The organism is Kerstersia gyiorum (genome assembly GCF_048595715.1).
GTDB classification, from domain to species: domain Bacteria; phylum Pseudomonadota; class Gammaproteobacteria; order Burkholderiales; family Burkholderiaceae_B; genus Kerstersia; species Kerstersia gyiorum.
Map to the genome: position 1 here is coordinate 3,216,836 of NZ_CP169556.1, position 13,353 is coordinate 3,230,188.

The following is a 13,353-nucleotide window of genomic DNA, read 5'->3' on the forward strand; positions in this document are numbered from 1 at the left end:
CCAGGCATGCGGCGCCGCCATACCCTTGTCTTCGCGTACCGCTACAATAAACGGTTCGAATTCCACTCGCCGGCATGTTGCCGGTGCTTTTTCAAACACCTATAACTAAACATCAACGGGAGAATTCATGCTCGCAACTGAAACGACCGGCCTGATCCTGGCCCAAGCCGCAACCGGCGGAGACACCGGTGGCGCCCTGATGGGAATGCTGCCCATCATTCTGATGTTCGTGATCCTCTATTTCCTGATGATCCGTCCGCAGATGAAGCGCCAGAAAGAACACCGCAACCTCGTTGCCGCGCTGTCCAAGGGCGATGAAGTCATGACCGCCGGCGGCATCCTCGGCAAGGTCACCCGCGTGACCGACGCCTACGTCGCCGTGGAAGTGGCTGAACTGGCCGACAAGCCGGTGGAAATCCTGCTGCAGAAGACCGCAGTCACCACCGTGCTGCCCAAGGGAACCATCAAGGCCCTGTAAGCGTCATACCCGCCGATATGGTCCCATCCGGGGCCATATCCGACTTTTCAAGACAGACCGGCAATGAACCGCTACCCAATATGGAAGTACATCACCGTCGCCGTCGCGCTGGTGATTGGCCTGCTCTATACCCTGCCCAACTTCTTCGGTGAATCTCCCGCCGTCCAGATATCCAGCGCACGGGCCACGATGCGCGTCGACCAGGGCACGCTGACCCGGGTGGAAAATGTGTTGCGGGACGCCGGTCTGGAGTCGACCGGAATCAGTTTCGAGCAGAGCGGCACGATAGGCACGGTACGCGCCCGTTTCGCCAATACCGATATTCAGCTGCAGGCCCGCGACCTGCTGGACCGCACGCTGAACCCCGACCCTGAGAATCCCTCCTATACCGTCGCCCTCAACCTGCTGTCGGCCTCGCCGCAATGGCTGAGTGCACTCGGCGCCCACCCCATGTTCCTGGGCCTGGACCTGCGAGGCGGCGTGCACTTCCTGCTGCAGGTCGACATGAACGGCGCGCTCAATGCCCGCTACGACTCGCTGGCTGGTGACGTGCGCAGCATCCTGCGCGACCAGAAAATCAGCGCGGCCAGCGTCGAACGCACCGGCCACAGCGTCACCCTGCGTTTTGCCGATGAGACTACCCGCGACCGCGCCCTGACAACCTTGCGCGGCCGCCTGACCGACCTCGAATTCAGCGACAACCCCAATGATCCGGTACTGCTGACCGGCGTGCTGAGCCCGACGGCCATCAGCGCGGTCCAGACCAATGCGCTGCGCCAGAACATCACCACGCTGCACAACCGTATCAACGAGCTGGGCGTAGCCGAACCCATCATCCAGCAGCAAGGTGGCGACCGTATCGTCGTCCAACTGCCGGGCGTACAGGACGTGGCACGAGCCAAGGAACTGCTGGGCCGTACCGCCACGCTGGAAATCCGTCTCGTGGACGACTCCCCTGCAGCGCAATCGGCCCTGGCTGCCGGCCGCGTGCCCTTCGGCCTGGAACGCTACGAAGACCGCGAAGGCCGTCCCCTGCTGGTACGCCGCCAGGTCCTGCTGACCGGCGAAAACCTGCAGGACGCCCAGCCCGGCCGCGACCAGCAAACCCAGCTGCCTGCCGTGCACCTGACGCTGGACGCCAAGGGCGCGCGTATCTTCCGCGACATCACCCGCGACAACATCGACAAGCGCATGGCCATTCTGCTGTTCGAGAAAGGCAAGGGCGAAGTGGTGACGGCGCCGGTAATCCGCACCGAAATCCCTGGCGGTCAGGTACAGATTTCCGGCAGCATGGGCCCCGAAGAAGCCGCTGACATTTCGCTGCTGCTGCGCGCCGGCGCGCTGGCCGCGCCGATGGAAATCATCGAAGAGCGCACCATCGGCCCGAGCCTGGGTGCCGAAAACATCGCGCAAGGCTTCAATGCCACGCTGTACGGTTTCCTGGCCATCGCCGTCTTCATCATTCTGTACTACCACCTGATCGGCATTTTCTCGACCATCGGCCTGGTGTTCAACGTGCTGCTGCTGCTGGCGCTGCTATCCATGCTGCAGGCCACCCTTACCCTGCCGGGCATCGCCGCCATCGCGCTGACGCTGGGCATGGCGATCGACGCCAACGTGCTGATCAACGAGCGGATACGTGAAGAACTGCGCAACGGAGCCACGCCGCAACAGGCCATCAACCTGGGCTTCGAGCGTGCCTGGGGCACCATCCTGGACTCCAACCTGACCACGCTGATCGTCGGCCTGGCGCTGCTGGCGTTCGGCACGGGCCCGGTACGCGGCTTTGCCGTCGTGCACTGCCTGGGCATTCTGACGTCGATGTTCTCGTCGGTGGTCGGCGTGCGCGCGCTGGTCAATCTCTGGTACGGCCACCTGCACCGCAAGGCCACCAAGATATCTATCGGCACCATCTGGAAACCCGGTAAGGACTGAGACGCATCATGGAATTTTTCCGTATACACCGTACCATCCCGTTCATGCGCCATGCATTGGTGCTGAACCTGATCAGTCTGATCACCTTCGTGGCGGCGGTCTTCTTCATTGTTACCAAGGGCTTCCACCTTTCCATCGAGTTCACTGGTGGAACCGTGCTGGAGGTGGCCTACACGCAGAGCGCACCGCTGGACGACGTACGCAAGACCGTCTCCGGTCTGGGCTACACCGACTTCCAGGTACAGAACTTCGGCACTTCGCGTGACGTCATGATCCGCCTGCCGCTGTCCGAAGGGCAAACCTCGGCCACGCAAAGCGAGACCGTGCTGGCGGCCCTGCAGGCAGCCGACCCCTCGGTCGAACTGCGGCGCGTGGAATTCGTCGGCCCGCAGGTGGGCCGGGAACTGGTGGAAAACGGCCTGATGGCCCTGCTGGTCGTGGTGCTGGGCATCATGGTGTACCTGGGCTTCCGCTTCGAATGGAAGTTCGCCGTCGCCGGCGTGATCGCCAACCTGCACGACGTGGTCATCATCCTGGGCTTCTTTGCGTTCTTCCAGTGGGAGTTTTCGCTGCCCGTGCTGGCCGGCGTCCTGGCCGTACTGGGCTATTCGGTCAACGAATCCGTGGTCATCATGGACCGGATCCGCGAAAACTTCCGCAAACAGCGCAAGTCCGACGTCAAGGAAGTCATCAACAGCGCCATCACCCAGACCATCTCGCGGACCATCATTACCCACGGTTCGACGCAGATGATGGTGCTGGCCATGTTCTTCTTCGGCGGCCCGTCGCTGCACTACTTCTCGCTGGCCCTGACCATCGGTATCTGGTTCGGCATCTACTCCTCGGTGTTCGTCGCCGCCTCCATCGCCATGTGGCTGGGCGTCAAGCGCGAAGACCTGGTCAAGCCGGTCAAGGAAGAAAATCCTGCGGACGTTATCGAAGGCTGAGCCCCGGTAGACGCAGGAAAACAGGAACGCCGCCCCCAGGGGCGGCGTTTTTTTGCATGCGCATCCCAGTTGACGCCGTGTCCTGGAGATGAAAATGATTTATTGTCCATACGCTACGATGTTGCCCATGGCATTACCGTCGCTCATTGCGACAGCGCCGACAACACAAAACACCCGGGACGCCCGCTGCGTCCCCCTTTCATTTCTACGGATGCAGACTTGCAGCACCTTTCATGACTTCCGCCTCGACCAACCCGCCTGATTCAAGCCAACGCCCCCTTAACCGGGAAGACTACAAAACACTCGCGCTGTCCGCCCTGGGCGGTACGCTGGAGTTCTACGACTTCGTCATTTTTGTCTTCTTCGCCCTCACCATCGGGCACCTGTTTTTCCCGCCGGAAATGCCGGAATGGCTGTCCCAGTTACAAACGCTGGGCATTTTCGCCGCGGGCTACCTGGCCCGCCCGCTGGGAGGCATCATCATCGCCCACTTCGGCGACCGCCTGGGCCGCAAGCGCATGTTCGCACTGTCCATCTTCCTGATGTCCCTGCCTACGCTGGTTATCGGCCTGACCCCCACCTTTGCCGATATCGGCATTGCCGCACCGCTGATCCTGTTGCTAATGCGCGTACTCCAGGGCGCTGCCATCGGCGGTGAAATGCCCGGCGCATGGGTCTTTGTTGCCGAACACGTTCCCCGCCAGCACTATGGCTTCGGCGTTGGTGCGCTGACATCCGGCATCACTGGCGGCATCCTGCTGGGGAGCATCATGTCCATTGCCATTTCCACCATTTACAGCCCGGAAGAGGTCAATGAATTCGCCTGGCGCATTCCGTTCATCCTGGGCGGGATCTTCGGCCTGATCTCGGTCTACCTGCGCCGCTTCCTGGGCGAAACGCCGATTTTCAAGGAACTGGCCGCCAAGCGCATGCTGGCGACTGAAATGCCGGTCAAGACCGTGATGCGCGAACACCGCAAGGCCTGCATGATCACCGCCGGCCTGACGTGGTCGCTATCGACCGCTGTCGTCGTACTGATCCTGATGACGCCCACGCTGCTGCAGGCGCGCTATCAAATTCCACGCCCGCTGGCCCTGCAGGCCAACTGCGCCGCCACGCTGATGCTCACGCTGGGCTGCGTGTTCTTCGGCTGGCTGTGCGACCGCGTCAGTATTCGTGCCAGCATGATCATCAGCTGGGGTGGCCTGATCATCACCTCGTACTGGTTCTACCTTAGCCTGCCGGGTATCGACGCCACCAGCCTGATCCTGCTGTACGGCCTCATGGGCCTGTTCTGCGGCGCCATTGCCACGACGCCCATCGCCTCCACTCACACCTTCCCGCCGGCCATCCGTTTCTCGGGCCTGAGCTTCGCCTATAACGTGGCCTATGCCATCTTCGGCGGCCTCACCCCGGTGCTGACCCAGCTGTGGCTGCAAAAAGACCCGCTGGCCCCGGCGCACTACGTTGCCGTCACGGCTGTCGTGGCCATCATCATCGCCATGATGCCGCTGGCCCGCTTCGGCTGGCGCCCCAAGGCCGCCTGATTCCAGGCTGGCTGCGACAACCTTTCCCGAGGCTGTCGCAGCCCATCCCGGCGGAACCGGTATTTTCCTGCGCCCCCACGCAAGCATTACCGGCACGCCGGCGCTGTTCTGCCCGGCGGATCATCCGCGCGATGCGCAGCAAGGCCGGTTTGGACAGGCGCAGGCTCATACAGCAAAAACTCCCCTTTTTGCCACACTTGCCAATCACCCCTTGCCCGGCAAGTTAAAATCCCCGGCTACCCTCCATTTTTCTCTTGCCCCCGGGATAAACACCCGTCACGGCACCGCCCATGAAAGAAACCACACTCCGTCGCACCGGCATCGAGCCGGCCGCGCCTGCTCCCATTCCCGATACCGCCCAGACCCTGGCCCAGTTCGCTGCCACGGATGGCTCGACGCGCAAGCTGTACATCCGCACCTTCGGCTGTCAAATGAACGAGTACGACTCGGACAAGATGGCCGATGTTCTGCGTGAAAACGAAGGCCTGGAACTGACCGACGACCCGGAACAGGCTGATGTCATCCTGTTCAATACCTGTTCGGTGCGCGAAAAGGCGCAGGAAAAAGTCTTTTCCGACCTGGGCCGCGTCAAACACCTGAAGCAAACCAAGCCGGAACTCATCATCGGCGTGGGAGGCTGTGTCGCCAGCCAGGAAGGCGACGCCATCGTGGCGCGCGCGCCCTATGTCGATGTCGTGTTCGGCCCGCAAACGCTGCATCGCCTGCCTGACCTGATCGCGCGCCGGCGCGAGGAAGGCCGTTCGCAGGTGGACATCAGCTTCCCGGAAATCGAAAAATTCGATTCCATGCCGCCCGCCCGCATCGACGGCCCGACCGCCTTCGTCTCCATCATGGAAGGCTGTAGCAAGTACTGTAGCTTCTGCGTCGTGCCTTATACGCGCGGCGCAGAGGTCTCTCGTCCCTTCGATGACGTGCTGGTGGAAATCGCCGACCTGGCCGACCAGGGCGTACGCGAAGTCACCTTGCTGGGGCAGAACGTGAACGCCTACCGTGGCGCCATGGGCGATACCGATGAAATCGCCGATTTCGCACTGCTGCTGGAATACGTGCACGAAATCCCCGGCATCGAGCGCATCCGCTACACCACCTCGCACCCCAAGGAAATGACGCCCCGCCTGATCGCAGCGCACGGCAACCTGCCCAAGCTGGTGCCCTTCCTGCACCTCCCGGTGCAGGCGGGTAGCGACCGGGTGCTGGCGGCCATGAAACGCGGCTATACCTCGCTGGAATTCAAGTCCATCGTGCGCCGGCTGCGCGCCGCCCGTCCGGGGTTGACGCTGTCGTCGGACTTCATCGTCGGCTTCCCTGGCGAGACCGAAGAAGATTTCGAGAAAACCATGAAGCTGATCGCCGACGTCGGTTTCGACACCTCATTTTCCTTCGTCTATTCGCGGCGTCCCGGCACCCCGGCCGCCGACCTCAGCGACGATACGCCGCAGGACGTCAAGCTCAAGCGGCTGCAACGCCTGCAGGCCTTGATCAACGAACAGGCTGGCGCCATCAGTGCCGCCATGGTTGGCACAACCCAGCGCGTGCTGGTCGAAGGCGTGTCCCGACGCGATCCGAATGAGCTGATGGCGCGCACGGAAAACAACCGTACCGTCAACTTCCCCGCGCCGCAACGCCTCATCGGGCAGATGGTCGATGTACTCATCACCCACGCCAATACCAACTCCCTGCGTGGCCGCATCGCGCTGCGCGATTCGGACATCCAGCCTGCAGTCATGGCAGAATCCATTAATGAGTGAACAACACAACACCAAGCACGCCGTCACCGATATCGTTCTGGAAGGCGACAACACGCACCTGGCCAACCTGCTGGGCCCGCTGGACGAGAACCTGAAGCAGATCGCCAATGGTCTGGATGCCACACTTTCGCGGCGCGGCAATCGCGTCAGCATCAGCGGCAAGGATGCCGGCATCGCCGCCCAGGCGCTGCAGCGCCTGCACCAGCGTGCCGCGCAGCAGGCGCTGACGGTCGATGACGTGCAACTGGAACTGGTCGAGCTGGGTGCCAGCCGCGCCCGCGCCAGCCAGGACTTCGACCCGGCCGACCTGCCCCCGGTGGATGACGCCAGCGGCAGCATCGCACTGCGCACCCGGCGCACCGACCTGCGCCCGCGCACGCCGCGCCAGCGCGAATACCTGGATAACATCCTCAAGCACGACATCACGTTCGGCATCGGCCCGGCAGGAACAGGCAAGACCTGGCTGGCCGTGGCCTGCGCCATCGACGCGCTGGAGCGCGATACCGTGCAGCGCCTGATCCTGACTCGTCCTGCCGTCGAGGCCGGCGAACGCCTGGGCTTTCTGCCCGGCGACCTGACACAGAAGGTCGACCCCTACCTGCGACCGCTATATGACGCGCTCTACGACCTGATGGGCTTCGAGAAAGTACAGCGCCTGTTCGAAAAGCACACCATCGAAATTGCACCGCTGGCCTATATGCGCGGACGCACGCTCAACCATGCCTTCGTGATCCTCGATGAAGCCCAGAACACAACGCCGGAACAGATGAAAATGTTCCTGACGCGCATCGGTTTCGGCAGCAAGGCCGTCATTACCGGCGACCCCAGTCAGGTCGATCTGCCCAAGGGGCAGCGCAGCGGGCTGGCTCACGCTGTCGGTGTGCTGTCGGAGGTCAAGGGCATCGCTACCACCCAGTTCACCAGCCGCGACGTCGTGCGCCACCCGCTGGTGGCCCGCATCGTCGACGCCTATGAACGCCATGACGCGGAAAACGCCTGAAGCTGCCATGACGCGTTCCGCCACTCCCTCCCCCAGCCGTGCGGCGACGCCGGCGCTGTCCCTGGCCGTGCAATACGCCGTTCCTGAATCCCGCCTGCCGCGCTGGCGGCTGCGGCGCTGGTTGCAGATGGCCCTGCAGGAAGCCGCTGCCGCTGGCGCCGCTGGCGAAATCGGTGCGCCCGAGTTCCAGGCCGCCAGCCTGACCTTGCGCTTTGTCGACGCGGAAGAAGGCCATGCCCTCAACCTCGAGTTTCGCCAGCGCGATTACGCCACGAATGTGCTGACCTTCGAATATGGCACCGACCCCGAAGGGACGGCGCACGGCGACATCGTCATCTGCCTGGAAGTGCTGGACCGCGAGGCGGCGGAACAAGGCAAGCCCTTCCTGGCCCACGCCGCCCACCTGACCGTGCACGGCGCCTTGCACGCGCTGGGCTATGACCATATCGACGAGGACGAGGCCGAGCGCATGGAAGCGCTGGAAACCCGTATCCTCGGCCGCATGGGCCTGCCAGATCCCTACGCACCGCGCTGAAAACGGCCCGGCGTCCCCTGACGGGGCGCCGTCCCTGCTGCCAGCCGCGTCTGGCGCAAAGCTGCAATTTCTGGTAAATATTTTAGTGTTACCTCGTATTTACCCTTAAATCGCCACATATCCCCGCTTTTATTGGGTTATGCTGGTTTTCCCATAATCAGTCCTCAGGACGATGTCAGACCCTTATCCTGCAACCAGTTCCGACCATTCGGAACGCAAATCCACCTCCTCAAAATCCCTGTTCCACAGGCTGTTTTCGCGCCAGCATATCGAGCTGGACAGCCTGGAGGACGTCAAGGCGCTGATCGCCGCCGCACAAGAACACCAGCTGCTGGACCCCGACACGCTTTCCATGCTCAATGGCGTGCTGGAAGTCTCCGAGTTGACGGCTGGTGATGTCATGGTGCCGCGCTCGCGCATCGACATGCTGGACATTGCCACGCCCATCCCGGCAATGCTGAGCGCTGTCCAGGAAACGACCCACTCCCGTTTTCCCGTCTATGAAGACGACAAGGAAAACATCATCGGTATCCTGATGGCCAAGGACTTGCTGCGCTGGATCCGCGAACCGGAACTGGATGTGCGCAGCCTGCTGCGCCCGGCCATCTTCATTCCCGAATCCAAGCCCCTGACCGTGCTGCTGCGGGATTTCCGCAACAAGCGCAGCCACCTGGCGCTGATCATCGACGAACATGGCGGAATCTCCGGCCTGGTCACCATGGAAGACGTGCTGGAAGAAATCGTCGGCAATATCGAAGACGAATTCGATGCCGATACGCCCACCATCTTCCCGGAAAGCGCCAGCTCCTGGCGCATCGAGGCCACGACGGAAATCGAGGATTTCAACGAAGCCCTCCATGCCGACCTGCCTACCGATGACTATGACACCGTCGGCGGCTGGCTGGCCGACGAACTGGACCGCATTCCCCGCCGTGGCGACCGCCACAGCCACGGGGACCTGCTGTTCGAGGTGCTGCGCGCCGATGCCCGCCGCGCCCTGTGGCTGCGCGTGTCGCGCCAGGCCGCGCCGCCGGTCGCCCCCGAAAACAAGGAAGCACGCTGAGGCAGCGCCCGGCGCCTGCCCGGCGGTACCCGCCACGGCTGCCGAACGTCTGTCCGGCAGCCGTTTTCGTGTGCGTCAGCGCAGCGCCAGCAGGCTACACTTCCGGCCAGGCTTTCCTGCCAGCAGCGCGCCCCAACCGCTGCCGGCATCCGCTGCAACCCTGCTGATGGCACCGCGCCCTGTGCTTGCCCGTACCCTGATTATCCATTGCTGACCACGATGAACCGTTCCCGGCACCCGGACGCTCCTCTGAACCGCCTGCCCTGGCTCCTGGCCGGCGCCCTGCTCTATGCCCTGGCCTTCGCCCCCGGCCCCCTGCCAGCGTGGTTGCTGCCAGGCGCCCAATGGCTGGGCCTGGGTCTGCTGGCACGACACACGCTGCTTGCCCCAAGCCCATGGCGCGCCGCTCGCGACGCCTGGCTGTTCGGCATTTTCTTTTTCGCGCTGGGCACCTACTGGATCTTCATCAGCCTGCATACCTATGGCGGCATACCCGCGGCGCTGGCCGTCATTGCCGTCGTCGCACTGGCAGCGGTCATGGCGCTCTACTTTGGCCTGGCCGCACTCGTTGCGCGCTGGCTCGCACCTGCAGGCCTGGGCTTGCCCGCGATCCTGGCCTGGAGCGCCGCCTGGACGGGTGCGGAATGGCTGCGCGGCACGTTGTTCACCGGCTTTCCCTGGCTAAATGCCGCCTACGCACAAGTGGACGGTCCCTATGCTGGTTGGGCCATCCTCGGGGGTGCCTACACCGTTGCATTCTGGGCGGCATTTTCCAGCGCCGCCCTGCTGGTCTGGCTACCCACCGGTATCCAGACCACTGCGCGGCGCCTGCCGGCGCTGGGGCTGGCGCTGACCGCCGCCCTGGCAGGCGTGCTGCTGGCACGCACTGACTGGAGCGTCGCCGAAGGCGAGCCATTGCGCGTTGCCCTGGTACAAGGCAATATCGGACAGGACATCAAGTTCGATCCCATCCATATCGTCAATGCGCTGCAAACCCACTTGCAGATGAGTACCGCCGCACTCGAAAGCGAGCAAGGCGCAGACCTGGTATTGCTGCCGGAAACCATGATCCCGCTGTTCCAGCACCAGTTGCCCATGGCCTTCTGGGAGCAATGGCGCGACCTGGCCGACAGCCACAATGCCGTGGTGCTGATGGGCGTTCCATTGTATTCCGGGCCGCCTGACCGCTACACCAATAGCATCGTCGCGCTGCATGGCGGCACCGACCTCCAGGCCCTTTATGCCGGCACGCCGGACGAACACTACGACAAGCAGCATTTGGTGCCCTTCGGGGAGTTCATTCCTTCCGGGTTCCGCTGGTTCGTCGACATGATGGAAATGCCCTTGGGCGACTTCAATCGTGGTGATATTTCCCAGCCGCCCTTCCCAGCGCACGACCAGTTCGTCGCCGCCAATATCTGCTACGAAGACGTTTTCGGCGAAGAACTGCTGCCTGCCGTACGCGGCGGCGCCACGCTGCTGGCGAACTTCAGTAATCTCGGCTGGTTCGGCAGCAGTTGGGCCCTGCGCCAGCACCTGCAGATGTCGCGCCTGCGCGCCCAGGAAACCGCCAGGCCCATGCTGCGTGCCACCAACACCGGCGCCACGGCCATCGTCGACGAACACGGCCAAGTGCAAACCAGCCTGCCTACCGCTGCTGTCGGCACCCTGTATGGCTCGGTCCAGGGCCGCAGTGGCCTGACGCCCTATGTCCGCACCGGCAACACGCCCATTCTGGCCATCATCGCCTTGCTGCTGGTCGGGCTGGGTATTGCGCGCCTGCGTCGCCGCCAAGCCCGAACCGGACACTGATCCCCAGGCAGGCGGTCCAGGCCGCCTGCCGTACGCATTTCGCCCACCCATGGTGCATTAAAGGAAATTACGCGTAATTCCTGACATTTGTTGCGTTTTTCTTTTCAGTCGTTGACACCTGCCTGCATCCACCAGCTAACGCACATCCCTATCATCTGCATCGAAGTTCTTCGATATTCTTCCTTGCAGGAGTCAACTATGTTCAAGCGTCTGGGTGCCGAACTCTTCGGCACTTTCTGGCTGGTTTTCGGTGGTTGCGGCAGCGCCATCCTCGCGGCAGCCTACCCTGAACTCGGCATCGGTTTTGCCGGCGTCGCCCTGGCCTTTGGCCTGACCGTGCTGACCATGGCCTACGCCGTCGGCCACATTTCCGGCGGCCACTTCAACCCCGCCGTCACCCTGGGCCTCTGGGCCGGCGGCCGTTTCAAGTGCGGCGAAGTCATTCCCTACATCATCGCCCAGGTCATCGGCGGCCTGCTGGCCGGCGCGGCGCTGTACCTGATCGCCAGCGGCAAGGCAGGCTTCGACGCCACCGCCAGCGGTTTCGCATCCAACGGCTATGGCGATCATTCACCCGACCACTACTCACTGCAGGCCGTCGTGATCGCTGAGCTGATCCTGACTGCGTTCTTCCTGCTGATCATCATGGGCGTTACGGACAAGGCCGCTGCCGCCGGCTTCGCGCCGCTGGCCATCGGCCTGGCCCTGACACTGATCCACCTGATCAGCGTGCCTGTCAGCAACACCTCAGTGAACCCCGCACGCAGCACCGGCGTCGCCCTGTTCCAGGGCACCTGGGCCATAGAGCAACTGTGGGTCTTCTGGCTGGTGCCACTGGCCGGTGGTGTCATCGGCGGCCTGATCTACCGCCTGTTCTTCAGCAAGGCTCAGTAAGTACGGATAGGGGGCCCGGCAGCCGGGCCCCCTCCATGCCCGTCTAGGCGGCGGGCGTCGCCAGGCGGCGGGGCGACACGACATCATAAATCGCAAGGTGCGCCTGGATCACCTTGCGGATATCGAATTCGGCTTGTGCCAGCAGGCGGCCCTGCCGACCCATTTCCTGACGGCGGGCATCATCGGCGGCAAGTGCCTGCACGGCCTGCATCAACGCACCGGCGTCGCGCACAGGGACCAGCACACCCGTCACTCCCGGCGTAATGGCATCCCGACAACCCGCCACATCGGTGGTCACCACCGCCCGGCCGCAGGCCGCAGCCTCTACCAGCGACTTGGGCAAGCCCTCCCGGTAGGACGGCAGGGCCACGATATGTGCCGACGCATACAAGGCTGCGATATCGTGGCGCTCGCCCAGTACTTCCACCGCGCCTTCGGCCCGCCAGGCCGCGACATCGGTTTCGGTGGCCGAAGCCGGATTGCCTGGATCGGGCTGGCCCGCCAGCAACCATTGCATCGTCCCCCCCGCTGCCTTCGATTGCCTGGCGGCGGCAACATATTCCTCTACCCCTTTATCACGCAGCAGGCGCGCCGCCATCACGACCCGCACCGGGGCCGGAGGTTCAGGCAAGGCTGGGTAGCGGTCCAGGTCGACACCGGAACCTCGGATCATCACCACTTGTTCCGGCCGCACGGCTCCCGCCTGCAGCAAGGCGTCGCGGTCTTCTTCGTTCTGGAAGATCACTCGGCTATTGCGGTGGCCCAACGCCCAGCGATAAAGCTGCAAGGCCACGCGCCGCATCCAGCTGCGCTGCGAGGCCTGCCCGGTAAACAGGAAACCCAGGCCGGAAATCGCCGCAACCACGCCGGGCACTCCGGCGAACCTGGCGGCGATGCCGCCGTACAGCACGGGCTTGATGGTGACCAGGTGAACAACGTCCGGACGCACGCGCAGAAACAGCCGCCACAGCGACCATAGGGTGCGGAGTTCCTGCAAGGGGTTGCCACCGCTGCGCGTCATGGGCAGGCTATGGTGCACCAACCCATGGGACAGCACTTCCGCTACGCTAGTCCCGGGCATGGTGGCCAGGTGCACTTCGTCGCCATTGGCCAGTGCGGCCTGCGCCAGCGGCAGGCGGTGCGACAGGAAGAATGCCGGATTATTGACCACATACATCAGGCGGCGCGGCCGCCGTGCAGGCACAGGCTGCCCCAGCGCCTGGCACCGCAATGCCGACAGCCCCAGGCGGGCGCGCAGGCCCTCCCAGATCGCTTCATAGCGCTGCGCCATGCGCTCCAGGCCAAAGCGCGCCGTCACACTGGCACGCCCGCGCTCCGCCCGCCCTTCGCCATCAGTCTGCCAGGCCTGCGCC

General features: G+C 63.6%; 11 protein-coding genes. 10 read left to right on the plus strand and 1 reads right to left on the minus strand.

Annotation, left to right across the window (positions count from 1 at the left end; genetic code table 11):
* Positions 1–127: 127 nt before the first annotated feature.
* The 10 genes from yajC to aqpZ all read left to right on the plus strand — a co-directional run bounded on the left by yajC (position 128) and on the right by aqpZ (position 11,980).
* Positions 128–478 carry a preprotein translocase subunit YajC gene (gene yajC / locus ACEW7X_RS14110; RefSeq protein ID WP_420177342.1) on the plus strand — a complete coding sequence of 117 codons (351 nt, stop codon included), beginning with the start codon at positions 128–130 and terminating at the stop codon, positions 476–478.
* Positions 479–541: 63 nt separating this feature from the next.
* Positions 542–2,413 carry a protein translocase subunit SecD gene (gene secD / locus ACEW7X_RS14115; RefSeq protein ID WP_253099738.1) on the plus strand — a complete coding sequence of 624 codons (1,872 nt, stop codon included), beginning with the start codon at positions 542–544 and terminating at the stop codon, positions 2,411–2,413.
* An 8-nt stretch (positions 2,414–2,421) separates the two neighbouring features.
* Positions 2,422–3,360, plus strand: a complete 939-nt coding sequence (secF, locus tag ACEW7X_RS14120; RefSeq protein ID WP_068367055.1) for a protein translocase subunit SecF — start codon at positions 2,422–2,424, stop codon at positions 3,358–3,360.
* A gap of 233 nt (positions 3,361–3,593) precedes the next feature.
* Positions 3,594–4,907, plus strand: a complete 1,314-nt coding sequence (locus tag ACEW7X_RS14125) for an MFS transporter (RefSeq protein WP_134838824.1) — start codon at positions 3,594–3,596, stop codon at positions 4,905–4,907.
* Between the two features lie 290 nt (positions 4,908–5,197).
* Positions 5,198–6,676, plus strand: coding sequence for a tRNA (N6-isopentenyl adenosine(37)-C2)-methylthiotransferase MiaB (gene miaB / locus ACEW7X_RS14130; RefSeq protein WP_068367061.1), 1,479 nt, complete (start codon positions 5,198–5,200; stop codon positions 6,674–6,676).
* Positions 6,669–7,676: a PhoH family protein gene (locus ACEW7X_RS14135; protein ID WP_420177343.1), complete on the plus strand. Its 1,008-nt coding sequence runs from the start codon at positions 6,669–6,671 to the stop codon at positions 7,674–7,676. Before miaB ends, ACEW7X_RS14135 begins: the two co-directional genes overlap by 8 nt.
* Positions 7,677–7,683: 7 nt before the next feature.
* Positions 7,684–8,211, plus strand: coding sequence for an rRNA maturation RNase YbeY (gene ybeY, locus ACEW7X_RS14140; protein ID WP_068367065.1), 528 nt, complete (start codon positions 7,684–7,686; stop codon positions 8,209–8,211).
* Between the two features lie 172 nt (positions 8,212–8,383).
* Positions 8,384–9,274, plus strand: coding sequence for an HlyC/CorC family transporter (locus ACEW7X_RS14145; protein ID WP_068367069.1), 891 nt, complete (start codon positions 8,384–8,386; stop codon positions 9,272–9,274).
* Positions 9,275–9,493: 219 nt separating this feature from the next.
* On the plus strand, positions 9,494–11,086 hold the full coding sequence (gene lnt / locus ACEW7X_RS14150; protein WP_068367769.1) for an apolipoprotein N-acyltransferase: 1,593 nt from the start codon (positions 9,494–9,496) through the stop codon (positions 11,084–11,086).
* Positions 11,087–11,284: 198 nt separating this feature from the next.
* Positions 11,285–11,980, plus strand: a complete 696-nt coding sequence (gene aqpZ / locus ACEW7X_RS14155) for an aquaporin Z (RefSeq protein WP_068367071.1) — start codon at positions 11,285–11,287, stop codon at positions 11,978–11,980.
* 43 nt (positions 11,981–12,023) lie between these two features.
* On the opposite strand, the gene ACEW7X_RS14160 is transcribed toward aqpZ, so the two are convergent.
* Positions 12,024–13,157, minus strand: coding sequence for a glycosyltransferase family 4 protein (locus ACEW7X_RS14160; RefSeq protein ID WP_420177933.1), 1,134 nt, complete (start codon positions 13,155–13,157; stop codon positions 12,024–12,026).
* Positions 13,158–13,353 lie beyond the last annotated feature (196 nt).